24 protein-coding genes and 4 pseudogenes are annotated in these 26,751 nt (G+C 61.2%); 8 read left to right on the forward strand and 20 right to left on the reverse strand.

Annotated features, from left to right (window positions below):
• Positions 1-434: 434 nt before the first annotated feature.
• Positions 435-1,139 carry a TetR/AcrR family transcriptional regulator gene (locus CH285_RS25190; RefSeq protein WP_032364248.1) on the reverse strand — a complete coding sequence of 235 codons (705 nt, stop codon included), beginning with the start codon at positions 1,137-1,139 and terminating at the stop codon, positions 435-437.
• Positions 1,140-1,342: 203 nt separating this feature from the next.
• Here CH285_RS25190 and CH285_RS25195 point away from each other — a divergent pair, with 203 nt between their 5' ends.
• Positions 1,343-2,818: an MFS transporter gene (locus CH285_RS25195; protein WP_373453553.1), complete on the forward strand. Its 1,476-nt coding sequence runs from the start codon at positions 1,343-1,345 to the stop codon at positions 2,816-2,818.
• A 16-nt stretch (positions 2,819-2,834) separates the two neighbouring features.
• Here the strand turns inward: CH285_RS25195 and CH285_RS25200 are convergent, their stop codons facing one another.
• Complete coding sequence (locus CH285_RS25200) at positions 2,835-3,389, reverse strand: PaaI family thioesterase (RefSeq protein ID WP_024793411.1); 555 nt, start codon at positions 3,387-3,389, stop codon at positions 2,835-2,837.
• Positions 3,390-3,570: 181 nt separating this feature from the next.
• On the opposite strand from CH285_RS25200, the pseudogene CH285_RS25205 reads away from it, so the two are divergent.
• A pseudogene (locus CH285_RS25205) lies at positions 3,571-4,078 on the forward strand (transposase); the annotation flags it as partial.
• Positions 4,079-4,109: 31 nt separating this feature from the next.
• Here CH285_RS25205 and CH285_RS25210 read toward each other — a convergent pair.
• The 6 genes from CH285_RS25210 to CH285_RS25235 form a co-directional block, all read right to left on the reverse strand.
• Positions 4,110-4,862, reverse strand: a complete 753-nt coding sequence (locus CH285_RS25210; protein WP_094643797.1) for a TetR/AcrR family transcriptional regulator — start codon at positions 4,860-4,862, stop codon at positions 4,110-4,112.
• A gap of 498 nt (positions 4,863-5,360) precedes the next feature.
• Positions 5,361-6,284, reverse strand: a complete 924-nt coding sequence (locus CH285_RS25215) for an alpha/beta fold hydrolase (RefSeq protein ID WP_032370855.1) — start codon at positions 6,282-6,284, stop codon at positions 5,361-5,363.
• Positions 6,274-7,344 (reverse strand): ferredoxin--NADP reductase, encoded by a 1,071-nt coding sequence (locus CH285_RS25220; RefSeq protein ID WP_032370854.1) that lies wholly within the window; start codon positions 7,342-7,344, stop codon positions 6,274-6,276. Before CH285_RS25220 ends, CH285_RS25215 begins: the two co-directional genes overlap by 11 nt.
• Positions 7,341-8,210, reverse strand: a complete 870-nt coding sequence (locus tag CH285_RS25225; protein ID WP_027498241.1) for an SDR family NAD(P)-dependent oxidoreductase — start codon at positions 8,208-8,210, stop codon at positions 7,341-7,343. Before CH285_RS25225 ends, CH285_RS25220 begins: the two co-directional genes overlap by 4 nt.
• 39 nt (positions 8,211-8,249) lie before the next feature.
• A complete protein-coding gene (locus tag CH285_RS25230) occupies positions 8,250-9,764 on the reverse strand; it encodes a flavin-containing monooxygenase (protein ID WP_032370853.1) in 1,515 nt (504 codons plus the stop codon).
• A gap of 158 nt (positions 9,765-9,922) precedes the next feature.
• Positions 9,923-10,891 carry an AurF N-oxygenase family protein gene (locus CH285_RS25235; protein WP_027498243.1) on the reverse strand — a complete coding sequence of 323 codons (969 nt, stop codon included), beginning with the start codon at positions 10,889-10,891 and terminating at the stop codon, positions 9,923-9,925.
• Positions 10,892-11,021: 130 nt separating this feature from the next.
• On the opposite strand from CH285_RS25235, the gene CH285_RS25240 reads away from it, so the two are divergent.
• Positions 11,022-11,363 carry a DUF4873 domain-containing protein gene (locus CH285_RS25240; protein ID WP_027498244.1) on the forward strand — a complete coding sequence of 114 codons (342 nt, stop codon included), beginning with the start codon at positions 11,022-11,024 and terminating at the stop codon, positions 11,361-11,363.
• A gap of 96 nt (positions 11,364-11,459) precedes the next feature.
• On the opposite strand, the pseudogene CH285_RS28520 reads toward CH285_RS25240, so the two are convergent.
• Positions 11,460-11,667, reverse strand: a pseudogene (locus tag CH285_RS28520) (integrase core domain-containing protein); the annotation flags it as partial.
• On the opposite strand from CH285_RS28520, the gene CH285_RS28825 reads away from it, so the two are divergent.
• Positions 11,573-11,875, forward strand: coding sequence for a hypothetical protein (locus CH285_RS28825; RefSeq protein WP_441344216.1), 303 nt, complete (start codon positions 11,573-11,575; stop codon positions 11,873-11,875). The pseudogene CH285_RS28520 and the gene CH285_RS28825 sit on opposite strands and share 95 nt — an antisense overlap.
• A pseudogene (locus CH285_RS25250) lies at positions 11,872-12,388 on the forward strand (IS30 family transposase); the annotation flags it as partial. The gene CH285_RS28825 and the pseudogene CH285_RS25250, both read left to right, overlap by 4 nt.
• Positions 12,389-12,461: 73 nt before the next feature.
• Here CH285_RS25250 and CH285_RS28100 read toward each other — a convergent pair.
• The 11 genes from CH285_RS28100 to CH285_RS25305 all read right to left on the reverse strand — a co-directional run bounded on the left by CH285_RS28100 (position 12,462) and on the right by CH285_RS25305 (position 23,097).
• The gene (locus tag CH285_RS28100) at positions 12,462-12,752 is read right to left on the reverse strand and encodes a hypothetical protein (protein WP_032370852.1); all 291 of its coding nucleotides are present in this window, start codon (positions 12,750-12,752) and stop codon (positions 12,462-12,464) included.
• Positions 12,736-13,431: a hypothetical protein gene (locus CH285_RS25260; protein ID WP_032370851.1), complete on the reverse strand. Its 696-nt coding sequence runs from the start codon at positions 13,429-13,431 to the stop codon at positions 12,736-12,738. Before CH285_RS25260 ends, CH285_RS28100 begins: the two co-directional genes overlap by 17 nt.
• 48 nt (positions 13,432-13,479) lie before the next feature.
• Positions 13,480-14,439: an MlaD family protein gene (locus CH285_RS25265; protein WP_230593002.1), complete on the reverse strand. Its 960-nt coding sequence runs from the start codon at positions 14,437-14,439 to the stop codon at positions 13,480-13,482.
• Positions 14,436-15,473, reverse strand: a complete 1,038-nt coding sequence (locus CH285_RS25270; protein ID WP_032370850.1) for an MlaD family protein — start codon at positions 15,471-15,473, stop codon at positions 14,436-14,438. Before CH285_RS25270 ends, CH285_RS25265 begins: the two co-directional genes overlap by 4 nt.
• On the reverse strand, positions 15,473-16,522 hold the full coding sequence (locus CH285_RS25275) for an MlaD family protein (RefSeq protein ID WP_032370849.1): 1,050 nt from the start codon (positions 16,520-16,522) through the stop codon (positions 15,473-15,475). The genes CH285_RS25270 and CH285_RS25275 overlap by 1 nt, the downstream gene beginning before the upstream one ends.
• On the reverse strand, positions 16,516-17,511 hold the full coding sequence (locus CH285_RS25280) for an MlaD family protein (protein ID WP_032370848.1): 996 nt from the start codon (positions 17,509-17,511) through the stop codon (positions 16,516-16,518). The genes CH285_RS25275 and CH285_RS25280 overlap by 7 nt, the downstream gene beginning before the upstream one ends.
• Entirely contained in the window at positions 17,508-18,515 is a 1,008-nt protein-coding gene (locus tag CH285_RS25285; protein WP_032370847.1) for an MlaD family protein, read from the reverse strand. Before CH285_RS25285 ends, CH285_RS25280 begins: the two co-directional genes overlap by 4 nt.
• Positions 18,512-19,549: an MlaD family protein gene (locus CH285_RS25290; protein WP_032370846.1), complete on the reverse strand. Its 1,038-nt coding sequence runs from the start codon at positions 19,547-19,549 to the stop codon at positions 18,512-18,514. The genes CH285_RS25285 and CH285_RS25290 overlap by 4 nt, the downstream gene beginning before the upstream one ends.
• 8 nt (positions 19,550-19,557) lie before the next feature.
• A complete protein-coding gene (locus tag CH285_RS25295) occupies positions 19,558-20,421 on the reverse strand; it encodes an ABC transporter permease (RefSeq protein WP_032370845.1) in 864 nt (287 codons plus the stop codon).
• A 10-nt stretch (positions 20,422-20,431) separates the two neighbouring features.
• Positions 20,432-21,310, reverse strand: coding sequence for an MlaE family ABC transporter permease (locus CH285_RS25300; protein ID WP_255032464.1), 879 nt, complete (start codon positions 21,308-21,310; stop codon positions 20,432-20,434).
• 125 nt (positions 21,311-21,435) lie between these two features.
• Positions 21,436-23,097, reverse strand: coding sequence for a transposase (locus CH285_RS25305; RefSeq protein WP_441347016.1), 1,662 nt, complete (start codon positions 23,095-23,097; stop codon positions 21,436-21,438).
• 179 nt (positions 23,098-23,276) lie between these two features.
• On the opposite strand from CH285_RS25305, the pseudogene CH285_RS28830 reads away from it, so the two are divergent.
• The 3 genes and pseudogenes from CH285_RS28830 to istB all read left to right on the forward strand — a co-directional run bounded on the left by CH285_RS28830 (position 23,277) and on the right by istB (position 26,718).
• Positions 23,277-24,353: pseudogene (locus CH285_RS28830) on the forward strand (IS3 family transposase).
• 134 nt (positions 24,354-24,487) lie between these two features.
• Positions 24,488-25,876, forward strand: a complete 1,389-nt coding sequence (locus CH285_RS25315) for a Mu transposase domain-containing protein (RefSeq protein ID WP_094643791.1) — start codon at positions 24,488-24,490, stop codon at positions 25,874-25,876.
• Positions 25,876-26,718 (forward strand): IS21-like element helper ATPase IstB, encoded by an 843-nt coding sequence (gene istB, locus CH285_RS25320; protein WP_094643792.1) that lies wholly within the window; start codon positions 25,876-25,878, stop codon positions 26,716-26,718. The genes CH285_RS25315 and istB overlap by 1 nt, the downstream gene beginning before the upstream one ends.
• The last annotated feature ends 33 nt before the right edge of the window (positions 26,719-26,751 follow it).

Here is a 26,751-nt window from a genome sequence, read left to right on the forward strand (position 1 = left end):
CTGCTGCGCTGCATCCTCGACCACTGCGGTACCAATCGAGGATAGATCCGCTAGTTCGCTGAGCACTGCAAACCGCGTCCGTGCCTGCTCCCACTGCTCCGCCGACGCGGTCAGCACACCAGTCTCGGCGACATCGAACTTGTCCGCGTCCATCGCAGCCTCCGAACGCCCGGCCTGCGTGACCGACCGATTGTGCAGTCCACTTCTGCACTCAGAATGTCAGAAGACGACTGCAATCGGAGGTAAAACCCCAGGAATTTATGACGCCCACTTCTGAAACTGACACGATTTGTCAGTTTCAGAAGACGGCTGCACGATGTCAGAAGTGCACTGCAGTGCAACTCCGAGTTCTCGAGCACACGTCCGGCCTTATCCAGTGAGCGCTGCGATCCCTGACTGGATAGCGCATTGATGGTGAAATTTCCCATCAAGTTTTACTGGCCGTCGGTGAGCTGCGGGTCTAGCGCCGCGGCCGGCCATGGACGGCTGTTGTCGCGCGAAGTGCTCGATCGGACACTTGCGGCATGGGCGGCGAGAAAGTTGTCGACGATTTGGATGCAGTCGTCGGCGTGGATGTGGCGCAGTCCTGTGAGGCGAGCGAACACTATCGGTCCGAGGAGCTGAATGAGGGCGAAGGTGGTGTCGATCTCGCCGAGCACAGCGCGAGCGTCAGGCGCCGTCAGGATCTGATCCAGGGACCTGCGGTATTGCTCTATGACACGGGCCCGAAGCGAGACCACCGCGCCAGGATCGAGATCGCGCCGGCTGGCGTCGCCGCTGTTGACGGGCCCCATTGCCAGCCAGGCCAGCGTGGTCATCTGCACCGGAGCTTGGTCGATGAGGTCGGCTTGGGTGGTGAGCAACGAAATCAGACGTTCACGTAGCGGACCGGTATCGATATCGGTGTCGACTGGGGGTAATAGTCGCTCGAAGGTTGCAGCGAGCAGGTCAGTGGTACTTCCGAAATGTCGGTACAGAGTGGCACGTGCAACCTTCGACATGCGGGTGACCGCCTCCACGGTGACCGCCTCCACACCGCCGGTGGACAGCAGCTGACCGGCCGCTTCGAGTAACCGGTTACGTGAGCGCGCCAGCCGGGGGTCGGCCGAGCCCTCGGTTGCAACGAGAGGGTCGACCATGAACGGGCTCCGCTCCATTTGACTGACAAGACATGTCCTCGATTGATCATTCTGTCACACCCGCTGAGTTGTGATACTAATAGTCTCGTACCGAGACGATCAGTCTCGAACTGAGAGGCTGGCCGTTGAACGAACGTAGATCCGACTCTGCCAGCGTCGCTCGATGGAGCGGTGCCCAGTGGTGGATGTTGATTGTGTCGTGCATGGCAGTCGCGTTGGTGGTGGCCGCAATGGCGGCATTGTATTCAGCGTTGCCACAGATCGCGGTCGCGACAGGGGCGACGCAAGCCCAACTGACCTGGATAGTCGACGGTTACACGTTGGTATTGGCGTGCTTCGTGCTGCCTGCCGGTGCGATCGGTGACCGGTACGGTCGCCGGGGGGTGCTCGTGGCGGGGTTGGCGTTGTTCGCTTTCGCGTCGGCATTGCCCTTGTTTCTCGCCGACCCGGCGTGGCTGATCGCTGCTCGCGCGTTGGCTGGGGCGGGTGCGGCGCTGGTCATGCCCTCGACGCTGTCGATACTGACCGCGGGATTTCCACCGTCGCATCGCGGTCGCGCTGTAGGTGTGTGGGCCGGGGTTGCTGGATCCGGGGCGGTCCTGGGCATCCTCGGAGCTGGTGTGCTACTCGAGCAGTGGTCGTGGACCTCGGTGTTCGTCGGGTTGACCGTCGCCGGAACAGTCCTGGCCGGGTTGGCATGCAGTATCGCGGAGTCCCGCCAGCAGGAGCATCCACCGGTCGATTGGGTGGGCGCTGTGACCGTAGTTGTCGCAGTCGGGGCGATCGTCTTCGCTGTGATCGAGGTTCCGGCCCGTGGCTGGTCGGATTCGCTCGTCGCCGTCAGCACTGCGGTGGGCTTGTTCGCGGTTGTGGTGTTCGTCGTCGTAGAACTACGTTCCTCGGCACCGCTACTCGATGTCCGGTTGTTCGCCCGCCGTGGTTTCGGTGCCGGCGCGCTGTCTGTCTGTATCCAATTTTTGGTGACCTTCGGGGTGTTCTTGCTGTTGGTGCAGTATCTGCAGTTGATTCTCGGTTATGGACCGCTCACCGCCGCGTTGGCGTTGACCCCTATGGTCGTGCCGCTCATCGTGATCTCGGTGATTGCACCCTGGCTGTCGAACATTGTTGGGCTGCGGGTGATGACCACTGTAGGTCTGCTCACCATCGCGGCGGGACTGGTGATGGTGAGCAGACTGACCGTCGCGGCGACCTACCCTGACCTGCTGTGGCCCTTGCTCATCATGAGCGCAGGTTTGGGGTTGTGTACCGCCCCTGCGACTTTCGCCATCGTCTCGGACACTCCTGAGGCCAAGCACGGGGTGGCTGCCGCGGTCAACGACGCAGCTCGCGAAATCGGTGCCGCGATTGGGATTGCGGTAGCCGGTAGCGTGCTCGCGGCCGGTTACGTTCAGCACATTCAGCCGGCTCTGCCCCAGCTACCCGAGCCTGCCCGTGGTCCGGTGGCCGATTCTCTGGCCGCCGCGTTGCAGGTCGCCGACCGCGCAGGACCAGCTGGTCAGCCGCTGGCCGAGTTCGCCAGAGCCGCATTCGTACACGGAAGTGGTCAGGCGACGCTGTCGTTGGCGGCCCTGACCGCCGCTGGGGCACTCGTCCTCGCCGTCTTTGCGCCAGGTAGACGCAGCCGTACGACAGCCACCGCGGGTGATGGACGTCGGTGAAGGTCGGCCAGGGTGTCTATTGTTCGGTGTGATTCGTGTCTGTGGCCCGGAGTTGGGCTCGGGCTTGGGACTGCATGAAGTGTTCGACCTCGACCACCACGAACAGGGCAGTAGCGGTGGCTACGGAGCTGCCCTGCGCATCGTCCATCGTGGCCGTGAGATCCAGTTTGCGCCCATCACGAGACCGAACGGCAGCACGCAACACGTAGGGAGTGCCGAGCAGAACCGGCGCTAGGTAGTCGAGCTCGAGACGCCGCGTCACGGCGAGCTCACCCACTGTGTAGAGCAGGAAGCCGAACAGATCGTCGAGAACGGTCGCCACCGCGCCGCCGTGTGCTATCCCGGGTGCCCCGACATGACGTTGATCGAACACGTGGTGAGCCACCACGCCGTTCTCGTCACGCTGGACCGACAGGGCGTGGCCGTGCGGATTCTCCGGCCCACAACCAAGACAGTCGGGGTGGTGGGGCGGCAGATCAGGCGAATCGAAACTCGTGCTCCAGAACGAGCGCGCCCAGTTCTCGACAGCGGGGCCGGCCGACCCGCTGACCTCGTCCGGAATTCTCTTCATGGTCGGACCTCTCTGTCGTGAAAAAAATTGTGCCGAGTCTGTCGCGTCTTCGCGCGCTCGGCCTGCACCGCTGTCAGTTTCAAAAGAACAAACTGCACTATGTCAGAATTCAACTGCACTAAAGGATCGACCAAGCCGACATAGCTTAAAGAGAGAAGTGATCTGCCGCGAGGATTTCGGCGCACTCTTGGCGCTGATCGCGGAGTTGAACCGTCAGATCGGCGACCTCGAAGCCGAACTGACCCGCCATTTTGAAACACACCCGGACGCGGACACGCAACGCCGCCATCTACCTCTCCCCGCCAGGAATCGGTGTCATCCTCGCCGCCCGTGGCTCGGTGAATTCAGCGACGACGTCGACCGCTACACCAACGCCAAGTCTCGCAAGAATTACTCCGGTACGTCACCCCTGACAGTTGCGTCGGGCAAGAAGCGGGCCGTACTGGCTCGACATATCCGCAACCGGCGGCTCTACGATGCCATCGACCGGTGGGCGTTCTGCGCCCTCAGCCAGAGTCCGGCCGCTCGCGCGTTCTACGACCAACACCGTGCTACCGGAGACCCAAGCGCTCCGCGCACTCGCCAACAGACTTGTCGGGCTCCTGCACGGGTGCGTACGCCACTGCACCGAATACGACGAACACACCGCTTGGGCACACCGCACCGCGCAACAACCCGACGCAGCTTGACCAGTTACACTTCTGGGATATCTAGGGTGATTCAGTCTATTTTGTGGCGGGAGGCGAAACCGGGATGGCTGAATGGCAGACTGCGTGAGAAGGCCACGCCTACGGTTGCGGCCGCGCCGTCGATGATTCCCCACGTCGTCTCTGATAGGTGTGCGACGAAGAACGTATCGTCCACCCCTTGCTCACGACCGTTGTCGATCCACCACTGAGTCGCAGATAGACCAGAACCCAGAATGGACGCCACGGCCATGGGAATGACCGAGGTATCTGCGTGAACACGCTGAAGACTTTCAGTGAACCGATCGGCGACGACCTCCATCACCGACCTCAGTTCGTCAGCAACTCCGCCATTTCCCGATCCGGAGTACTGAAACAAGTGATTCGCCATAAGGAATCTGACGACCGTGGGATACCGCCCGACGATCGTGACGTAGCTCTGGACGGACGAGCGAACCATATCGTCAACCGAAAGATAATCTTGGTCGGCGAGAATAGTGACTTTCGCCGAATCCCACATCAACGCACCGAGTTTCGCCGCCACCGCCGCGTTCAAGCCCGCTTTGTCGCCAAAGTAGCGGTACAGCTTTGGTTTAGATACACGGGCCTCCGCAGCGATGTCGTCCATGCTGACGCCTGCACCATACCGTTCGATGATCCGTATGGTCGCGTCGACCAGCTGCGCGCGTACCTCGACTCTATGCTCATCCCAGCGGGTGCTACGGGCATCGGCCGCTCGACGCTGCACCTGAGATGGAGTAAATGAAACGCGGCGGACGAATGACATTGTGGGGTTAACAATACCCGGAAGGGTCCTCTCAAGCGAGTCGGGCTGGAGAGCCGTTCGCTGAAACCACTCGGTTCGCTCGCAGCGGTTCGGCACCCTCCCTCAAGCAGCCGATCGTCCGCCGGATCGCACCGTGTCGATCACATACACCGGCGGCACGACCGGAAAGCCGAAGGGAGCCATCGGCAGGCTTCGGCATTGTTCACGATGACGCAGATTCAACTCTCCGGAGTGAGAATGGCCGGGTACCCCAAATTCTCGTTGTGCACCCCGCTGTTGCGGGGCTGCGTTCTTCGTACCGACCCTGACGAAAGACGGCCCGATGATGGTGCTGCCGAAGTTTTATCCGCCGAGGTGCTGCGCACCATCGACGAAAAAAGATCACCGTGGCGATGCCATCGATGCTGTACGCCTCGATGGACCCCTCCCAACTCGGACACGCGCGGCCTGTCGACGATCGTGGCCGTCTCACGAGCTCATGTGTGTCCGGTCGACGGTTCAAAAGCCATCGCCTACCGTGGCTGCGTCCAATCGGGCCGCTGCTTCGTTAAAATAGGTTGGCGCCTCCATGTTGATCATGTGACCGATCTGTGGCAACGCCACGAACTCATGCAACCGGCGGCGCTGCTGCAGTCGGTCGGCGAGATCAATGGAATGAACCGCGGGTGTCAACTTGTCGGCCGAGCCCACGATCACTGTCGTCGGAACCGTAAGTGAGTCGATTCCTTTGCTCACATCGATGGTGGCCAGGACCCTGCCCCACATTCCCCGAACCGCAGGGGGGCACCGCAGTACTATGTCGGAACACTCAGCCACAACGTCTGCTGGCGCGTGTGGACCCATCGTCCCGTATTTCACCAACCGTCGGTTGAAGCGAGTGTCAAGCATCTCCGGTCCCGCGGTGGCGAGCCCGGCTGCGAAGGCCCGCTCCAGTGAGGCGCGGAATCGACGTGGCGACCCAATTAGCGTCGATTTACTCACCAACTGCGAGGGGCCGGTACTCGCCAAGACGGCACCGCGGGATAAGACGGGCACCGACTCCGGGTGCTCGGCAGCCCAACCCATGATGGACATCCCGCCCATACTGTGACCGGTCACCAATGCCTTACGATTAGACGTGACGACAGCGCGCAAGACAGCCTCGAGATCGTCGCCGAGCACCGACGAAGAGAAGGGCGCGCGACCCCGGTCGCTCCAGCCATGCCCTCGTTGGTCATACACCACCACACGGTGTGTGGTGGCGAAGTGCTCGATCTGAGGTCTCCAGAACCGACCTTGGCAAGCCCACCCGTGGCTGAACACCAGCAGCGGCGCATCATCACCGAGCCCGTACTCCTCGACAAACAGCCTCGTGCCGTCACTGGAGAGAACCTCCCGCGACCGCCGCGACAATAGGCCAGCTTTCGAGGAGTCAGAGGTCATCGAAACTCACCGTCACAGCGTCGGTGAGCGGAAGTGCCTGGCACGCGAGTCGCTCGCCGTCCTCAATGTCGTCGTCTACGAGGATGTTGTTCTGCACCATCTCGACATCGCCATCGATGAGCTTGCACACACACGCGCTGCATGCGCCCTCTCGGCACGAGTACGGGGCATTGTGCCCTCGCGAGAGCAGCACATCGAGCAGAGGCGTGTTACGTGGCCACTCCGTGGTGATGCACTCTCCGTTCAGGTAAACCGTGGCCGTAGCTACACCCTCGTCGTCACTGAGTCGACGCAGTGTTGCGGTGTCGAACGGGTCACCCGTCAGCGACTGGAATACCTCTCGATGTACATCCGAATGATCCACTCCGCATGCGGCGGCAGAGCTTTCCACAAGATCCATGAAAGGGGAAGGCCCGCAGGTGAAAATTGCCGATCCCTTGTGTTCACGAATAATCTTTTCTACAGCCTCTGATGTGGGAATCCCGTTCTCCGACTCAAGCCAGTCAACCAAAGTGAACCGCTCGGCGAATTCAGATCTAATCTGCTCAAGCTGGCACTCGTACATGATCGAATCGGAGTCACGGTTTGCGTAGAACAGGACAACTTCCCCACTGCCCGACACCAGAGCCGACTTCACCAGCGACAGAACCGGAGTGATGCCGCTTCCGCCAGCGAAGAAGAGCAAGTCGACGTCGAGGCTCTTAGCGGTAAACTTTCCCGATGGCGTGAGGACGGTCACCTCCATGCCGATGGAAACGTTGTCACACAACCAGTTCGACGCATACCCCCCAGCGGTGCGCTTCACCCCGATCTCGAGGCGGAAGTCATCGACATGAGGCGAACTGCTCAGCGAGTAGCATCGTGCGACGTGGCCCGTCTGGTCGGACGGGATCTTCAACGTAATGAACTGCCCGGGTAGATGCTTGAAATCGTCGACGATCTCGTCAGGCACTTCGAAGGCGATGCTCACGGAGTCCTTGGTCTCCTGCACGACCTCCGACACGGTCAGCGTTCGCGATCGCGCGGTGGTGCCCGGCCGATTCTCCTGTTCGAGGGTCATTTGATGATCCCCCGCTTACGAGCCAAGGCGTAGCCCGCGCGTGTGACAGGCGCAGAGATGTCCTGGTAGCGCGGACCGACAACGCGTGCGACAAAGTCGAAGCCACGTGCGTCTGCGCCGATCAGCACTCGGGGCTTCTTCTTGTCCATTCCCTTGAGGATGGCGCACGCAGCTTTCTCCGGAGTGGTCCTGGCGATGTTGTTGAACATCGAGGCAATGGTGGCGGTATCTGCCCCCATATCGGATACACCACGAGCGTTGTTGACGATATTAGTCTTGACGCCGCCGGGGTGAACGCATGTCACCGTGACCGGATGCCGACTGATTTTCATCTCTTGCCGAAGCGCTTCGGTGAAGCCACGCACACCGAACTTCGCGGCGTTGTAAGCGCTTTGACTGGGGATCCCGACCAGACCGAAGACGCTGGAGGTGTTTACCAGATGACCATCACCAGAGGCGATCAGATAAGGCAGGAACGCCTTGGTCCCGTTGACGACACCACCGAAGTTGATGCCCATCAGCCAGTCGAAATCCTCCCAGGACATGTCAACAACGTCGGCGCCGAGGGCGACGCCGGCATTGTTGAACACCATGTTGACGCGCCCGAAAGACGACTGCACGCTCTCTGCGTAAACCTGGAACGCAGCACGATCTGCCACGTCCAACACCGCGGTCTCCACGGTCGCACGATGCGCGGTACGGCACATGTCCGCCGTCTCCTCGAGATGCACTTCGTCGACGTCGGACAAGGCAAGGCTGGCCCCGCGTTCGGCCAGTTGGAGGGCAAGGGACCGACCGATCCCTGAGGCGGCTCCCGTGACGACTGCGACCTGGGTCGCGTAATTGCCTGCTGTCGAACTACTCACTGTCGGATACTCACTTCTCGATGACCTACGGTTGGATTGTCAGGCGATCTCGTACTCGGCGGGATCGAAGTCTTTCGTCGCTCGCCAGTACTGCCAGGTGAACCCGGGCCATACCGTACGGTTGACACCTTGCGAGTCCAGATACCAACTCGTACATCCGCCGTTGGTCCACACGCCCTTGGCGAGCTTGTGTTGGATGCTCTTGTTGAAGTGTTCTTGAACCTCGGCCCGCACATCAACACGCTCCGCACCTCGACTGTCGACGGCGTCGATGGCCTTCATGATGTACTTGATCTGCTGCTCGATCATGAACACGACAGAGTTGTGCCCAAGACCCGTGTTAGGTCCGAGCAGGAAGAACAGGTTCGGGAAGCCCTCGGTGGTGATGCCGAGGTGGGTATTGATGCCCGTCCGGTGCCAGTGCGACGGCAAGTCCTCGCCCCGAGCGCCCTTGAGCGCGAGTTGATCGAACCCGTCCGTGACATGGAACCCTGTGGCGTAAATGATCACATCCACAGGGTGTGACACGCCGTCAGGGGTGACGATCGAATCGGCAGTGATCTTTTCGATCCGATCGCTGATCACTGTCGTGTTGGGGGCGGCGAGCGCAGGGTAGTAGTCGTTCGATCCCAGGATGCGCTTGCATCCGATGCGGTAGGACGGCATCAGCTTCCGGCGGAGCTCGGGGTCGGTGATAGAACGCTCGATGTTCCATTTCGCCACCTTTTCGATCGGTCGCATAAGGTTGGAGTGGCCGTTAAGCCCGAAGGCCAGGCTCTCTGCGCCCCAGTAGACCGACCACCGAGCGAGGCGGCGAGTAATGGGGATCTTGCTGAGCAGCGTCCGAAGTACCGGCGGCACCGCGAAGTTCTTGCGTGGAAGTACCCAAGCCGGGGTTCGCTGGAAGACCGTGAGTGTGCCGGCGTCCTTCTGCACGAACGGCACGAACTGAATCGCGCTGGCACCGGTGCCAATGACGGCCACCCGCTTGCCCTGGAGATCCACCGTGTGGTCCCACTGTGCCGAATGGAACGCCTGGCCGGCGAACTCGTCGATTCCGGGGATATTCGGAAAATTCGGGATGTGCAGAGCGCCGACACCGGACACGATGTACTGCGCGACGTACTCCCGGCCCGACTCGGTACGCAGGTGCCACCGAGATTCGGACTCGCTCCAGTATCCGGAGACCAACTTCTGCCCGAAGTGGATCTTCTGAGTGACACCACGCTTGTTGGAGATATCTTTCAGGTACTGCTCGATTTCGGGCTGCGAGGACCACACCTTCGACCAGCTACCGCGACTCTCGAACGAGTAGGAGTACATCAGTGACGGTACGTCGCACGCGCATCCCGGATAGGTGTTGTCGCGCCACGTCCCACCGACGGAGTCGGCCTTTTCTAGAACGATGAAATCACTGTACCCGCGTCGTCGGAGCTGGACGGCCATACCGAGGCCAGAGAAGCCGCTGCCGATGATGAGAACTTTGGTAGTGATGGGCTCGGTTATTCCCGGGTCTGTCGCCGTGGCGGCGGACTTGGCGTTGGAGGACGGCATTGTGAAAATCTCCTGATCGAATGCAGAAAACGGACCCGCACGGCGCGCCGTGACGCGTGGCAGGTGTGGGAATGTCATCCGCCCAAGCCCACGAACCGAGGAATCCGGTGGTGGGGTCGAGGAATGGGCTGTGGGACGCGCGGACCGGGCCGGGCGTGTTAGCGCAGATCGTCGGGCAGGCTGCGCGTTGCGCGCCACATCGCCATCGTGAACTTCCCCTCCATCATTCCGGCCTCGTGGAAGAATCGGATCATCGGCTCGGACATGAACTGCAAGTTGACGCGATAGTTCGGGCTCGTCTGCTGCGCCCACAGGCCGCGCAGACGGCTGATTCCGACATCGGGATATACCTTCGGATTGATGAGCAACGGGTATGCAAAGTTCGCAATGGCCGCCAACGTGCCTCTATGCCAGGCGCGCGAGATGCGTCCGCGACGCTGCATCCCTTCCACCATTTCCAGCCGCGCGAACGTGATGTGACGGGCCTCTTCGAGAACGTGGATCTTCATGAGCTGGCGCAGCTGCGGCTGCATTTTCGGGTCATTCATCGCCTCGCGCTGAGCGCGGTCGAGGATCTCCTCGATGAGCAGAGTCGCGCCGGACACGGACGGGCCGAGAGGCACAAAGTGCAAGATCTTCGCGATGCTCAAGAACCCCTTCGGCAACTTGTACGGTGCCAGGCCCGTCTTGTTGATCAGTCGGGCGAACATCGTCGAGTGACGTGCCTCGTCGCCGATCTCGTTAAGGGCGTAGAGGGACCTTTGATCTGTCAGGGCGCCTTTGGCGGATGTTCGGAGCAGCGCCGAGCTGAGCAGATTCTCCGCGTAGATACCGAAGCTGAGGATGCTGACGATTTCGTGGCGCCCGAGTTCCGCCTTTTGCTCATCGCTCATTCTCTCCCACAGCTTGGTGCCGTAGAGCGAGACCCGATGCTCTGGCAGGTAGTACTTTCCTTCCTCCCAGGGTGAGTCCCAATCGATGTCGATCTCCGCGTCATAGAATTTTTCGGCCGCCGCCCGCAGCAGTCGGCCGGCAGATCTCTGCATGTCGACGGGCTTGCGGGCGCTGACACGCGCAGCGCCTTCCGTTGAGACGTCGGGCTTGGTCTCCACATTTTGAACGGTCATGTGACACCTCCGTTGCGTTCCGGGCCGAGCTGAGTCTCGACTTCACCCGTACTCCGGGTACCGGATACTGATAGTGTCAGCGCCAATGCGTTCTTTTGTCAATGTTCGATGTGAAGAAAGTGAGCCTTGCGTGTCTGACGACCACGATCTCGACTACTCCGGCGAGGGCACCTTGGTGTGCCGTGGCAAGGAGATTGCTGTCGGGGTGAAGATCAAAGGCTATTTCCAGCCCCTCAACGGCTTGTACACCTGGTACGGCAGGATCGACAAGAATGATGCGCTCCACGCCGCCCTCTCGGGAAGGCGCACGGTTGCCGTCTTTGCGACACCAGAGGGACGCGCCGAGTGCGTCGTGGGCGACCCTGATTTCTGGGACCGCTATCGCATCTCGGGCACGAGCAGACCGCCGTACCACATCCCCACCACGCTCGAGGAAGTTGAGTCGATAGCAGAGAGTGAACATCAGGGTTGACCGACCCGCTTTGCGCCCTGGGCGTTCCCCAGCATCCAGTCCGATAGCGCCCAGGCGGGTGAAGCAACGCCACCAGACAGCCGATTCTTGACTGCGGTAGGCCTTCTCGAATTCGTCTGGTGTGAGGTAGTCGAGGGTGCTGTGGGAGGCGGCGTTGGTTGAACCAGTCGACCCATCCCATCGTGGCGAACTCGACATCGTCGATGGTCTTGAGCGGGCCGTTCAGGAACGGGCTTCTCTTCGATACTGCCTCGGTCTTGAACAACCCAATTGTGCTCTCGGCCAACGCATTGTCGTACGCATCCCGACACAGCGGATCGATGCCGCAATCCCCTCGCAACGCTGCCACCCGCGACGGCAAGCTCGAGTACCGCACATCAGTGGCGCAATGGAAAGCCGATCTTGCGGCAAGGCGACCCAAGGTAGCCAAACTCGTTGAACACGAACCTCTTCGAGAGTACGTGCAGGAAGTGCTCTCGGGCGTGATCCGCGACGAAAACGGTGAGGTCTGATCATCGGGCTGGGCAGGTCCGCAGTGGGTACGCTTGTCGAACGCACCAGCAGATTCACCACGTTGCTGCATCTGCCACGTAAGGATGGGTACGGGGATGCGCCCCCGGTGAAGAACGGGCCGGCGTTGTCCGGTTACGGATCGGAGTCGGTCCGCGATGCACTCCAGGCTGCGATGACACCGCTGCCGGAGCACCTGCGCAGATCGGTGACCTGGGACCGCGGCGGAGCTTGCACGTCATGCGGAGTTGACCGCAGAAACCGGGATCCGTGTGTACTTCTGCGACCCGTACAGCCCCTGGCCGCGAGGACCGAACGAAAACACCAATGCATTGCTGCGACAATACTTTCCGAAGGGAACCGATCTCGCTCGATACCGTCGAAGTGACGTTCAGGCCGTGACGGATGCACTCAACAACCGCCCGCGCAAAACACATGGGTGGCGAACCCCAGCGGAAGTGCTTGCAGAGCAGATACGCTCGGCTTCACGGCACTGTGTTGCGACGACAGGTTGAATCCGCCCTGACTGCCGGCACCGCTGTGATGGATGAGCCCTGAGCCGACGCGGCGTCCACCGTGATCTCGTCGTCACAACGCCATCTTCAGCGCCGTGGTGACCATCGCTGTGTCTTTGACCGTCGGCACGGCGAGGAGGCCTGCAAAATCCCGACATTCCCGATTATGTCGGTGTTCGACCACTCGCAAACTGACCCGATCGAGTGGCACCCGCAACCCGAAGAGATCACCCAACTCCTCACCGGCGTCGACCCCGCCGACATCTCCGACATCTGCGACCGCGTCGAAGAATGAGTACCGTCCTGCATCTTGCTCTTCGTGGAACTCCTTCTGCGGAGCCGCCGCCTCATTCAGCTGGGCCATAGTCCTGAATTTGCCAGCCCTGGGCGGTTTTCGTCACGACCACCTTCAACAATGTCGGCAGTTCACTCGGTTGTGGATTCTGCACGTTCTGCGTCTTCTGGCTCGCGAAGACCATCACCGTGTATTCTTCGTCGGTGTCACCGGTGTCACCGGTGACGCTGGTGGCCAGAACGCGTCCCGACGCCTGCACCTGGGCCTGCTGGATAATCTGGGTCAGCGTCGGCCGAACCTCGTCATACCGCTTGACTAGAGCCTCACCCGCGTCCTCTTTGACTGCCGCGAAAAAGGCGTCGGTGTTCTGGTAGCTGTAGGTCAGGGATCTGGTCGTGTAATCCGAGGCGGCCTTCGCCGCGGCGGCCCGTTGCGCGGCGTCGTTTTCCAATACCGACTTCGCTTCGTCGGCCTCGAGGTAGAGGTAGGCGAACACGCCGGCCAGCACAGCGAGCACCACGATCACGGCCGAAACCACCACGGCACGTGATCGCGGCGATGCTGACCAGCGGTGCCCACCTGGCGAGGGGGGTTCGACGTCGCTGTCTCCAGCCCCAGCCGTGGCTACGGCGGACGCGGCTGGGGCGTTTTCGTCCATCAGTAGATCGCCATCCGGCGTCGCTGCTGCCGCGCTGTCCTCGACCTCAGTGGGCTCGGGGTGCGGTTTCGTTCGGTCGTCATTTGTCATGTGGGACCTTCTGTGTACTTACGGTGACAGTCGCTTGCGGACGGGGCGTCACCGTAGTGGCGGCGACACGGTGACGGGGACCTCGGCGCGACCTGGTCGCGACGCCGGGAAAGTTCGGCCGAGGAGGTCGCCGATCGACCCGAAGTCGACGTATGTGTCGGCAACTTTCTCGGTCGCCGGTTTCACCGCCCGGGTGATCGTCAGCAGATCCGGCTGCAGGATCTGAATATAGCCGTTGAGCTTTTCCACAAGCTTCAACACGGGAGGCCACTTGTCGTACGAGGTGGTTGTGAACCTGATGAACGCCCGTTGAATCCGCGCCAGCCCGTTCACGGCGTCAGGGGTGCGTACAGATGCCGTAGTGAGGACGTCCCCGGCATTGGACAAGAGGCCGAGCAGGAACTCGGCGTTGTCCGCGGTCACCCGGACGGACCCATCTTTGCCGACGAAATCGACTACACGGTGCATCATGTCGCCGATCGTGTCGAGGTCGTCCTGCCGTCCGGCGACGGCCTCGGCGACGGTCTTGTTGATGGACTCGATCGATTCCGGGTCGAGCCCATCTGCCACTGCAGCCAACTTTGGCAACACCTGGGGAACCGATTGCGACACGTGCACCGCGTCCGCGGGCACCACGTCTCCGTTATCGAAGTACCCACCGGTTGCCGTGCCCGCGGGCACGAAGTTGATGTACTGTTCCCCCGCGAGCGACAGATTCTGGATAGACATCTCGCTGTCCTGGGGGATCTTGTGGTCGGAATCGATCGTCATCTCGACCTTAATTGCCGAATCCGCGACGTTGATCGAGGACACCTTTCCGACGGGTACCCCCCGCACCATCACCGGCGATGTGTCCAGCAGACCGCCTGAGCTGTCGATGATGGCGGTTAACGAGTACTCGGAGCGGGTGGGGTTGATGTGTGCCACGCCGACGACGAGGTAGCCGAGCCCTACGACGAACACGACGGCGAGAGCCAGTATCGATATGAGCGTGCTGCTGCGGTTCACGGCATCATTCCGATTGATCTCAACACGGTTATGAAGGATTCGGCGTCACGCCGCGCTAGGTCCCGACCATCGATGGAGATGTCCGAGAGGTTGATGTCGGGCGACCGCACGAATGGAATGAGTTTGTCGCGGATGACGCTCGTTGCCTGCTCCGTGACGGACTTCGAGTAGATGTCGGAGTTGGCGATCGAATCGATCACCGGGGCGATCCCGGCCACTGACTCCTTGATCCGTAAGTACTCCGGATCCACGATCCTGCCCGCGGACACAGCGAAATCACGCAAGTTGGCGATGAGTAACGCGACCTCGATCAGGGAGTAGCCGAGGCCAGAAAAGTTGCGTCCGCCCTTGGTCAGCATCCGGTCGATTCCCGACGGATCGTCCAAGATCACTTTCAGAGTCTGATCAGCCGACCTCAACACTACGTCGAGTTTGTCGGTATTCGAGGAGACCTCCGAGACGGTCTCCAGCGTTGTCTGATACAGGGCGTCGAATTGCTGCAAGTCCTTGGGGAACGTGGTGTTCAATGTCGAGATCGCGGTGTGGATCTTGTCGAGCTCACCGCCGCCGAGAACATTCGACATCCCGCGCATGACGTCCTCGACATTTGCTGCCGGCTCGGTCCGTGCCAACGGGATCACCGAACCCGACCGCAGCAAGGCACCCGTCGACGGCTCGGCTGGGGGAAGGATGGCAACGTAGATCTCACCAAGGAGAGTGTCCTGACGTAGCTCAGCCCGCGATTCGCCCGGCAGCTGAGTCGTGTTGTCGATGCGAGCTTTCACGACCGCATGCCCGTTCTCGTACGTGACATCTTCGACGAACCCGACGCTGATTCCCCCCGAGAGAACTTTTGCGAGGGCCGGCAAGTTGAGTGCGCTGGTGAACTCCATCTGGATGTCGTAACCGTCCGCGTCGGAGGTCGCTATCGTCGGCGGATTGTCGGCGTTGATCCCACACGATGTTACGAAAACTATCGTTGCCATCAGTGCGACCACCATGGGTCCGAGGCATGCGCGATTTACCGAGATCATCAGGCCCCTCCCCCCATCATCCCTGCGATCGTCCTCGATACATCGCTGGACCCGCAGACTCCGTTTGCCACCGGCGCGGCGCAGCCACCGACCAGGCTTCGCAAAGGCAGCGACACTGCGAACGCCTGCACAATTGACTTGGCATCGGGGTGTTTCACGATGAGGTCTGCCGTGCGGGCTGCGATCGCTACCACCATGTCCGGCTGCTCTCCCATGTCGGCGATGAGCGGAACGGCAGCATCACCGATCGCGAATATCGGGGGACCGAAATCTGTTGCGAACCTCGAGAGGATCGGAACGAACGTCCCCGCGTACTCGACTGCCGCGCCGAAGGTCTGGCCGAACGCGATGATGACCTCGATGGCACCTACGAAGTTGTCGAAGAGGGCGGTCACCTCTTTGTCGTTCTCGGTTGCCACCCCCGTCAGTGCGGCGAGGTTCCCGACGATGCTGCGAATCTGCATATCCCGCTTTGCCGGGTCGTTGATGAGCGTGGCTGAGTCCTTGATGATCCCGGCCACGTCACCCTGCGTTCCTTCTAGATTGCGGGAGACGAGCTCGAGGGACTGCAAGATCGCGTCGGTGTTCCTGCCGTTGTCCTTGACCAGGTCCTCGGACAAGTTGCTGATCGAGTCGAGCGTCTGACTGATTCCCAGCGGGGTTCTCGTCTTACTCAACGGAATGCACTGATCCGTCTCGTATCGGGCTCCATCAGAGTACGGCTTGGTGAACTCGATTTGACGTTCGGTCACGATGGATGTCGACACCAGAGTCGCGCCGACGTCGGCGGGCAGCGGAACGCTCTTGTCGATCCGCATTTCGATCCTTACACCGGACTGATCACTATTCTGGTGCACCCCGACGACGCTGCCTATCTTCTTGCCGAGCATGGCTACTGTGTTGCCTTCGAAGAGGCCCGATGCGTCGGTGAACTCGGCACACAGGGAGCGCGTGTCGTCGGACACCCTCCCCCCTATTTCCACACTAGCGACCACCACAACCACCACGGCGATCAGGAGCAACAGTCTTCGGATCCATGTAGTCAACATTTGTCGTCACCACTCGGAATGCACACACGAACCTCTGGTTCTGTGGTAGTCGACGCACCGACCGGCGCCTGGAGGAGGACGCCGAGGCGCTGAGTGATCTGATCAACCTGGGCCAGGGCATCGGAGTAGCCTGGCAGCTCTGACGACACCTTGTCGAGGAGCGTCTTGTATTGTTGGACAGACGGTTCGATTCCATCGCTGTAAGCCACGAGCGGCCTCGTGAGAAGTTTGAACAGACGACTGAGAAGGTCGAACCCGCCGCGGACGTTCTCGATATCAGGTCCCAGCGTACTGGCAAGGAAGCTGAGTTGACGGAGAAAGTCGACCAGCACCTGTTTTTGATCGGCGAAAGCGTTGACGTATTCATCGGATAGAGCGACCGCTTTGTCGAGCTGACCGTACTGTCGCTCTAAGAGTTCCATCAAACTGCTGGTGTTCCTCAGTGCGTCGGGAATGTTTGTGTTGCCGTCGGAGAACGCATTCTGCAGCAGCGACGCAGTCTGACGGAGATCGACGCCCTTTACATCGCGGAACACCGGCGTCGTCGTCTCGAGCGTGTCCGAAATGTCGTAAGTACTCGATGTCTGAACAAGGGGGATCGCCCCCGACAGCGAGGTCGGTCCTGACCCTGGGTCCAGATCCAGAACTCGCCCGCCGATCGGCGTGATCAGGCGAACCGCTGCGGTGGCATCCGAACGGACTGGCACTGAGTCGTCGAGTCGAAATTCGACTGTGATAAATGTTCCCGCGAGGTCCACCGACGACACCGTTCCCTGTCTTATCCCCGCTATACGCACCTGATCACCCGACTCCAGCCCTCCGGTGTTGACCAGTTGCGCCGAGTACACCTTTTGGCCGGGCGGTGCGATATACACGGTCCCGGCGATTACCAGACCGACCACCACGGTCACCACCACCACAGCGGCGACGATGAGGTCGCGTCTGCGTTCGGACTGGTGATGCGGTCGATTTCGACTGAACAACCTCACTTACACACCACCAATCGTTGCCCCATAAGCGCAATCGTAGCTGTATCCGGCAGGGGCAGAAGGCCTTTCGAACATCGTGCCTCAGTCGGCGTGGAATTCGTCGAAGCGTTCAGCGAGTCCATAAGGGGCTTGAGCAGTACCGCGCCATTCAGTAGCCCCTCCAACTCCCCGGGTTCTCGCGCCAGACGCTGATAGATCGTCGCGAAACTCTGGTCGTAAGTTGACTCAAGTTGCTCCCCGGCGATGACAGTTTTCTCCATGGACCGGTTGACCTCGCCTAGCGACTCCCGCAACCGGTCACTCACGCGGCTGAAGGCGTCGACGATCGATCCCAGCTGGTCGACGAGTTCGACCAGCTGCGCCGAGCGGCCTTCGAGTTGGTCGGAGACCTGGCCGAGGCTCGTCACAATATTCGTGATGATCTCAGACCGCTGGTCCCCGTAGGCGGTGATGTTGGCGACCTGCTCCAGAACAGGCGATATACCCCTCCCATCACCTTGAGCAACGCGCAACAAGTTGGACTGCAGTTCATTGATCTCGTCGGCGTTAAGCGTGTCGAACACCGGCTTGAACCCGTTGAACAAGGTGGACACATCAAATGAGGGAACGGTCTTGTCGAGCGCCACCTGTGTAAGCGCCGCCCCCTGTGTCTTTCCCTGTGCCGCACCGATCAATTCGACATATCGCTGTCCGAGAAGATTCTGATAACGCACGGCGGCGGTAGTGCTCGACGTGATCGCGACGTCGTTGTTCAGTTGGAAATGAACGACCGCGGTGGGCCCTTTCAGGCCGATCGCCGTCACATATCCGACCTTTACTCCCGCCAAACGCACACCGTCGCGAGGCTTGAGCCCAGATGCATCGGAGAAGACCGCAGACCGTTCAGAACTCGCTCCGTCCGAGCTGGGTTCGAGGATGGCGATGATCACGTAGGTGAGAACGCCGATGACTGCGGCGAACGCGACGATCTTGACGATGGTGGGAATTAACGACTTGAGCTTCATCTTCTTGGTCCTCCTGCTGCAAGCGCGCTCTGCAGCGCAGGTGACGTCTGCACTACCAGGGCGACCTGAAGTTGTACTCGCTCGCCGACTTGCGGCGTGGCGTTGTCGATGCTGTCCAGGATCTGCGGGATGGTGTAAATGGTCTGCGCGAGTCCCGATGCCGATCTGGCGACCGGCCTCGCCAGATCGAGGCCGACGTCCAGTACCGAACTCAACGCCGGGTAGTTTTCGCTCAACAGTCCTCCCAGTCCCCCGAACAGAACCTCGCCGGTGCTGTTGAGGTTGCCTGTGGCCTGTTTGATGGCCTCGTCGGTGGCGAAGAAGTCAGCGACGTCGACGTTTATGAGGATGCCCGGAACGAACGGCGTCATGAAGTCGGCAACGCCCTGGGACAGGTCTGCCGCGATCGCCAAATCCTGGCCCACTGGCCGCTGTTGAACGTCCCGAGTGAGCTGCGCGATCTGGAACATGAGCTGGCCGGCATCGGCAAACGTTTGGGAATCATCGACGACAAACTTCACCACAGAATTGAACGCCGGCTGATCGAGAGCATCGACCAGCTTCGAGAGTTTTCGAATCAGGGTCGATACCGAAGTGTGTTCGGACTGCAGCTTGCTCACATAGACGCTGCCGCCATCACGGATGAGGACTCCCCGCCCGGGGTCCACAATCTCCAGTGCCGTCGGCCCCAGCGCGCTGGCGGACGTGTAATTCACGGCCATGCCCTGACGCAACCGGATGTCGTCGTTCACTCCGGTGAGCTCGATTTTCACATTTACACTTTGGTCGCGCCCCGACACCGAGGACACCTTGCCCACCGTGAAGCCCCGATACTTCACCTCCGATCCGCCCTTCAACCCGTCACCAACCGCGTCGGTGGTGATCGTCACTGTCGTGTTGTCTTCATATTTTCCGGTCGCGTTGCCCGCCAGAAGATAGCCGGCAACCGTCACTACGACGAGAACCCCGATCCCGCGCAGGGTCAAGTTCGCCAGTGAGGGCGCGCGTCCTGATGGATCTTGAAATACAGCCACTTGAACTCCTAGCCCGAAATCTGGACGCCCGAATCGAAACCCCACATCAACAGGGTTAAGATCATGTCCTCCACGACGATGATGATGAGACTGCTGCGGATCGCTCGACCAGACGCGCGGCCGACGCCTTCTGCCCCGCCGCTGGCGTAGTAACCCTGGTAGCTGTGGATGATGACGACCGACACCACGAAAACGAGGACCTTGATGACTGAGAAAGCCAAATCCTGCGGTTTGAGGAACGCATCGAAATAGAAGTCATAGGTGCCAGCCGACTGGCCGTGTAGAAGGATGACGACCAGCTTGGCCGCGCCGAAACTGAGTATCAGCGTTACGATGTAGAGGGGGATGATGGTAGTGATCGCCGCGACTACACGCGTGCTGACGATGTACGGAATCGGCCGCACCGCCATCGACTCGAGCGCATCGATCTCTTCGGCGATACGCATCGAACCTATTTCCGCAGTGAGGCGACAGCCGGCCTGGGCTGCGAAGCCGATCGCGGCGATCATCGGTGCCAACTCTCGAGTGTTGGCGTATGACGAAATGAATCCCGTAAGAGACCCCATCCCGACCAGGTCTAGCGAGGCGTAGCCCTGGATGCCGATGGACGCCCCGACAGCCATTCCGAGAATCACAAGCACGATCGCGGTACCCCCGCCGACCAGTACAGCGCCTCGTCCCCAGGCAAACTCCTGTATGAATAAAAACGTCTGTCGTCGATAGGTGGTTGCGACGTGCCGAATTCCGGCGACGGTGTCGATGGTGAATGTTGTAATGTGCCCGAGCTGCGCGGGGACCTCAGCGAGGGGTGTCACAGCACGCACGATCGGACGAGTAACCAAAGTATAACGGGTGGATGGTACTGCGGTCACGTGTTCTCCGTCATCCGATGGTCTGCGGGACGAACATGATGGTCAGTTGGGTGATGAACACGTTGATGACGAAGCACGCCACCACCCCTAGGACCACGGTGGCGTTGACAGATGTAGCCACACCTTTGGGGCCACCTTTCGTGGACAGGCCCCGATGACACGCGATTGTCACGACCACGAGACCGAACACCACTGACTTGATCAGCGCTACAAGGATGTCCGCCGATGATGCGAACGATGCGAACGATGCGACGTAGCTCCCCGGCGTGATGCCCTGGACGTTGACGCTAAGGATGTAGCCAGCCACGAGACCGGTAAACACGATGAGCATGCATAACATCGGAGCGACGATGAGAACCGCGACGAATCGAGGTGCGACGAGTCGACGTGTCGAATTTAGTCCGAGCGTCTCCATGGCATCGATTTCTTCACGGACGGTGCGTGCGCCAAGGTCAGAGGCGATGGCCGACCCTGCCGCACCACCGAGCAGGAGCGCGGTGACGATCGGTGCCCCCTGCTGAATGATCCCGAGTCCACCGGCGGCTCCGGCGATAGATGTGGCCCCGACCTGCTGGGTTAGACTTCCGACCTGCACCGAGACGATGACGCCAAACGGAATCGCGACCAGGATCGCTGGCAACGTCGTTACGGTGATGACGAACCACGTCTGTGTGACAAACTCCCGAAACGGAAACCGTCCGGTGACAATATCGCGCACGGCCCACCGCAGTGCCTGGCCGGCGAGGGCAATCGAATTTCCAAAGGTCACAAGACTGGCTGTCGCTCGACCAGCAATTTCTGTATAGATACCGGTCTCCTCTTCTGTCTGCGCAGCTCGTCGCGATAAGGTTGTTCGCACAGTATCAGGTACGTGCAGTACCTGATACATGGTTTCGGGAACTTCCCGGGATGTCGCATTTTGAGTGAGCGGTAGTTCTTCGTTCCGAAGGGGTGGCTCGGGTTCGATGCCCGGGTCACCTCTTTTTCGGCTCTGGGGTGCTCTGTTCCGCTCGGTCAGGCCAGCGCTACGTTGGGTGCGGCGGTCAGGTGGGTGAGAATCTTGCCGATGTTGTGCACCGCGGCATGGAAGGACCATTCACTGGTCGCTCGGTCGAGGCCGCGGCTGGTGAATCGCCGGAAACCGAGGTTGTGTTTGGCATGTCCGAACGGTGTCTCGGCGATGTGAGACCGTTTGCGGTACGTTGCGATTCCCTCCGGGGTGGCCAATCGTTCGGCCATCCTGGCAATCGAATTACCCTGTGCTGGTGCAGGATCCGATACCGGCGTCGCTACGGCCGCGGCAGCGGCGGCTTCGAGTGTCCGCGATTTTCCGGTGGCGATCAACCGGTCCGGACCCGGTGCATCGAGGTTCTCGATCGAGCAATAGCCGGCATCGAAGAGCATGATCCCGATCGACGGCGGCTCGGCCTGCGGTGGTGCGTGGTCGGCGATCACTGCCGCCGCAGCGACCGCTTTGTCGACCATCTTCTCGTAGTAGGTGACATCGGAAGGGCTGGCACCGACGCCGGTGGCGATGATGATGCCGTCCTCGGCGGTGTACGCTTGGCAGTTGTAGCCCTGCACCCAGCCACCACCTCGCAGCGGCTGCATCCGAGAATCCGGATCGGTGATGTTGCGCCGCAATACCGTTGGCGTTTTGCGCTCCGGAGCACTGTGCTCGGCGACCGCCTTCGACAACGAGGTGCGTGCGGCGATCACGCGGTGATGGTTCTCGACCGGAACCGGAACTTTGCCTTTCGGTTTCCCACCGCGACGCGCAGCAGCATCGGCTCGCTGCCGGTACCGTGCCTCGGTGGCCTCGTGTCGTGCGATTTCCCGTGCAAGACGCCGGTGAGCAGCAGCTACCTGCGCGGCAAGCGGCACCCGACCCGCCGGTGACTGCCCGGCGTCGAGACGCTCGAGATGACCCTCGGCAGCGGTCCTCGCAGCCTTCTCGCGGGCATCGTCTTCGGCTTCGATCTGCGCCAACGCCTCCGCGATCCGCTTCGATCGCGACGTCGGATCGGCCAACTCGGCAGGAACCCGACCCGGTCCGGGATCGTCCTCGCCGTAGAGTTCGTCCTCGGCAGCATCGACCTCGGCGTGCGCACGGGCCGCGGCGACAGCGATCTCACGTGCCCGAGCCTGAGCAGCTTTCGCCGCCTCGGCGTCGGCGGCGGCCTTCAATCCGTCCGCGCTGCGGTTGGCTCCGATGGAGGCGTTCGAGGCGATCTTGACCCCATCGAGAGCGATGGTCCCCAACGACCCCAAACCGACCCGCGCTGCCAACGTCAATACCTGTGCGAACAGCGACTCGCAGGCCGCGTGGTTGTCTTTACGGAACCGGGAGATCGTCGCGTGATCGGGGGCATCGCCGGCGCAGATGACCCGGTAGGACACCACATCGGTGCACGCGGATTCGATCTGACGTGAGGACCGCATCCCTTTCGACCAGGCCCAGATAAGCAGCGTGAGCAGCATGTCCGGGTCGTATCCGGCGCGGCCGACCCCACCGGTGCGTCGTCCGGCATGAAAGACAGAGGTGTCCAGATGGGTGTCGACGATGTCGATCAGCATCCACACCGGATGCGACGGTGGTAACCATTCGCGCATGTCCGGTGGAATCAGAAATTGCTGATCACGATCGACCGGTCGATAACCCTTCGCCACCAACACATTGTCCCGCACCACCGACAATGGGGCGCCTCGACACTCGAGACGCCCCACTATCAAAATGCAACAGCCCCTTCCGTCGGATTAATCAGCTGACAGGTTGGCGTGTCCCCAAGTGAACGGAGCCATCTCGATTTAGAGCCTTGTTGCCCATGAGCTGGGCGGATAGGACGATGGAAAACATGGCTGGACGGAAACGCAACTCTGCCGAGGGCATCGTGCGCAAGCTGCGCAGTGCCGACGAACTGACCGCTGCGGGCAAGACGCAGGAGGAGATCGCGGCGGCGCTCGAGGTGTCGGCGGCGACGTTGTACAACTGGCGGCGTCAGTACGGCGGGATGGACACCGATGCCGCGAAGGAACTCAAAGAGTTGCGCGAGCAGAACGGCAAGCTCAAACGGTTGCTCGCCAAGGCCGAGCTGGAGAAAGATGCACTGCGGGAGGTAGCGAAAGGGAAGATTCTGAGCCCAGCCGCCAAGCGCAGCGCTGTCGACATGCTCGTGTACACCATGAGTCTGTCGAAACGACTGGGCGTGCGAAGCTGTTGGGCTTACCCGCTCCACCTACGCACGAACACCGATCGCCGACGCAGCCCTGAGGGCCGCGTTGCGGACGTACGCAGGCTCGCATCCACTGCACGGCTTCCGCCGCGCCTGGGCGCATCTGAGGCACGACGAGGGGCTTGTCGGTGAACAAGAAGAAGGTCCACCGGCTCTGGAAGGAGGGTCTGCAGGTTCGAATCTACCATCCCCGCAAACGCGCCGGCATCAGTTCATGACCGCAGGTCGAAGCCGATGCCCCGAAAGTGTTGTGGGCTAAGGACTCTCAGTTCGATTCGACCGTCGATGGTAAGGCGATCAAGATCGCGTCGATGATCGACGAACACACCCGGCAGTCCCTCTTGAATATCGTAGAGCGGTCGATCACCGCACAGCGGCTGACCGGCGAGCTCGACAAGACGTTCGTGCTGTGGGACGGGCCGCCGCAAGTGCTGCGGACGGACAACGGTCCGGAGTTCATTTCCCATGTGCTGCAACATTTCTGCGCGACCGTGTCGGTATCTCCTACATCCAGCCGGGGACGCCGTGGAACAACGGACACATCGAATCCGTCAACAATCGACTACGGAGGGCCTCAACCGCAATCACTGGACGAGCTTGCTCGAAGCGAGGGTGGTGATCGAGGACTTCAAAGACCACCACAACCATCGACACCGGCACTCATCACTCGGATACCTCACGCCGCCCTGGGGGTCCTGACGGCGCTCAACGAAATTCCCCACTGACGCTCACTGAAATTCCCCACCCGTGTGGCACCGCCAACGAGGGCGGGTCTCCCCGGATGCTGATGGTCTCTGACCACACACCAGCTACCCGAAGGAGACCCGCTCCTCATGCTTACACGGGAGGAAGACGTGGAAATACACGCCCTGCATCAACGAGGCTGGAAGATCGCCGACATCGCGAGACACACCGGCCGCGACCGCAAGACCATCCGGTCCTACCTCAACGGGACCACCACCCCCGGAGTGCGTAAGCGCAGCATCCCGGACCCGTTCGAGGTGTTCCTCGCCTACGTCATCGCACGCCTGTCCGAGGACCCGCACCTGTGGGTCCGCACCCTCTGCGACGAGCTCGAAGACCTCGGCTATGCGATGTCGTATCAAACGCTGCACCGCAAGATCCGCGTGCTCAAACTCCGTCCGATCTGCAAAGCCTGCCTCACCGCGACCGAGCGACCCAACGCAGTGATCGATCACCCGCCAGGTGAAGAGACCCAATGGGATTGGGTCGACCTACCCAACCCGCCCGCTTCCTGGGGGTGGGGCTCGATGGCGCATCTGTTCGTCGGAACGTTGGCGTGCTCGGGCAAATGGCGCGGGGTCCTCGCACCGAACATGACCCAACCGCATGTCGTCGACGGACTCGACCGCATCTGCCGAGGCCTCGGCGGAGTCAGCCGAGTCTGGCGGTTCGATCGGATGGCGACAGTCTGCCACCCCGACTCCGGTCGCATCACGGCCAGCTTCGCTGGCATCGCCAAGTATTACGGTGTCTCCGTTGCCATCTGCCCACCCCGCCGCGGCAACCGCAAAGGTGCGGTGGAGAAGTCCAATCACACTGCAGCCCAACGGTGGTGGCGCGCAGTCGCCGACGATCTGACCGTCGAGCAAGCCCAAGCAAGCCTCGACCGGTTCTGCAGTCTGCGCAGTGACACCCGGCTGCGGCCCACGAAAGACGGGAAGGCGTCGGTGGCGACGATCGCCACCACCGAGGGGTTGCATCCGATGCCCGCGGCTGCATATCCAGCGATCCTGACCACCGACCGCGTCGTCTCGCGCCAAGCGCTGGTCTCCTATCGCGGCAACCGCTACTCGGTCCCACCCGAACTCGCCTGTGCCGCTGTGACAGTGACGCACGTCCTGGGCTCCGATGTCATCGACATCGTCACCACCTCGGGCATCACCATCGCCCGACATCGTCTCGCTGCCGATGGCACCGGGGCGATGGTCCGCGACCACGGCCACATCTACGCCCTCGAACAAGCAGCGATGGCGGGTGCGAACACCGGCCGCCCGCACCGCCGCAAAGAACGAATCCCACCCGGACCCGACGCTCTCGCTGCCGCCGAGAAGCTCCGAACCTCGGCCGAATCAACACTGTCCTCCAGAGATGGACGGCGCGAAAGTGGCAGTCACGCAGCCAAATCCACTGACACAGGCGCGGTTGTCTACGACCTGTCGATCTACGAACGGGCCGCACACGGAAGGAACACCCTCTGATGGCCGACAAGAAAACAGGCGACCGGATTCCGGCACCGAACACAGCCGAAGCGGCGAGTCTCTATCAACGCCTGCGCGGGCATCTGGCGGTCCTGAAACTCCACGATGCCGCCGAAGCGTTACCCTCGGTCCTCGACCAAGCCGCGGCCGAGGACCTGTCGATGACCGCGGCGTTGGATCGGTTGCTTTCGATCGAAGTCGAGGCCACCGAGGCACGCCGGTTGACCGGACGACTGCGGTTCGCATGCCTGCCGACACCGGCGTCGCTCGAGGACTTCGACTACGACGCCGCAGCCGGTGTCGACCGCAAGCTCATCGACGAGCTCGCGACCTGCCGATACCTCGAGACGGCGACGAATGTGCTGCTCATCGGGCCGCCCGGAGTCGGGAAGACACATCTGTCGGTCGGGCTCGCGAGAGCTGCTGCGCATGCGGGATATCGAACATATTTCACCACCGCTGCTGATCTCGCTGCCCGATGCCATCGAGCTGCATTGGAGGGGCGGTGGGCGACAACGATGCGTTTCTACGCCGGCCCGACGCTGCTGGTGATCGACGAACTCGGCTACCTTCCACTGCCCGGTGAGGCGGCGTCAGCGCTGTTTCAGGTTGTCTCGCAACGGTATATGAAAACATCGATCGTAATGACGACCAACCGCGGAGTCGGATCGTGGGGTGAAGTGCTCGGTGACAACACCGTCGCAGCAGCCATGCTCGACCGGCTCCTGCATCGCTCCGTCGTGCTCAACCTCGACGGCGATTCCTACCGGCTGCGAGACCACAACGCCCGATCGGAGAAGCTCCGCAAAGCCACCACCGGAACCCGCCAACCACTACAGTGAAGACCGCTCACGAGTGGGGAATTTCGGTGAGCG

Source organism: Rhodococcus sp. 05-2256-B1, assembly GCF_002258465.1.
GTDB lineage: Bacteria > Actinomycetota > Actinomycetes > Mycobacteriales > Mycobacteriaceae > Rhodococcoides > Rhodococcoides fascians.

What these genes read in the sequence shown, in the direction of transcription:
- CH285_RS25190 (WP_032364248.1), bottom strand. Translation starts at nt 1,139, where the DNA reads ATGGTCGACCCTCTCGTTGCAACCGAGGGCTCGGCCGACCCCCGGCTG.
- CH285_RS25195 (WP_373453553.1), top strand. Translation starts at nt 1,343, where the DNA reads ATGGCAGTCGCGTTGGTGGTGGCCGCAATGGCGGCATTGTATTCAGCG.
- CH285_RS25200 (WP_024793411.1), bottom strand. Translation starts at nt 3,389, where the DNA reads ATGAAGAGAATTCCGGACGAGGTCAGCGGGTCGGCCGGCCCCGCTGTC.
- CH285_RS25210 (WP_094643797.1), bottom strand. Translation starts at nt 4,862, where the DNA reads ATGTCATTCGTCCGCCGCGTTTCATTTACTCCATCTCAGGTGCAGCGT.
- CH285_RS25215 (WP_032370855.1), bottom strand. Translation starts at nt 6,284, where the DNA reads ATGACCTCTGACTCCTCGAAAGCTGGCCTATTGTCGCGGCGGTCGCGG.
- CH285_RS25220 (WP_032370854.1), bottom strand. Translation starts at nt 7,344, where the DNA reads ATGACCCTCGAACAGGAGAATCGGCCGGGCACCACCGCGCGATCGCGA.
- CH285_RS25230 (WP_032370853.1), bottom strand. Translation starts at nt 9,764, where the DNA reads ATGCCGTCCTCCAACGCCAAGTCCGCCGCCACGGCGACAGACCCGGGA.
- CH285_RS25235 (WP_027498243.1), bottom strand. Translation starts at nt 10,891, where the DNA reads ATGACCGTTCAAAATGTGGAGACCAAGCCCGACGTCTCAACGGAAGGC.
- CH285_RS28100 (WP_032370852.1), bottom strand. Translation starts at nt 12,752, where the DNA reads ATGGCCCAGCTGAATGAGGCGGCGGCTCCGCAGAAGGAGTTCCACGAA.
- CH285_RS25260 (WP_032370851.1), bottom strand. Translation starts at nt 13,431, where the DNA reads ATGACAAATGACGACCGAACGAAACCGCACCCCGAGCCCACTGAGGTC.
- CH285_RS25270 (WP_032370850.1), bottom strand. Translation starts at nt 15,473, where the DNA reads ATGATCTCGGTAAATCGCGCATGCCTCGGACCCATGGTGGTCGCACTG.
- CH285_RS25275 (WP_032370849.1), bottom strand. Translation starts at nt 16,522, where the DNA reads ATGTTGACTACATGGATCCGAAGACTGTTGCTCCTGATCGCCGTGGTG.
- CH285_RS25285 (WP_032370847.1), bottom strand. Translation starts at nt 18,515, where the DNA reads ATGAAGCTCAAGTCGTTAATTCCCACCATCGTCAAGATCGTCGCGTTC.
- CH285_RS25300 (WP_255032464.1), bottom strand. Translation starts at nt 21,310, where the DNA reads ATGTATCAGGTACTGCACGTACCTGATACTGTGCGAACAACCTTATCG.
- CH285_RS25315 (WP_094643791.1), top strand. Translation starts at nt 24,488, where the DNA reads ATGCTTACACGGGAGGAAGACGTGGAAATACACGCCCTGCATCAACGA.
- istB (WP_094643792.1), top strand. Translation starts at nt 25,876, where the DNA reads ATGGCCGACAAGAAAACAGGCGACCGGATTCCGGCACCGAACACAGCC.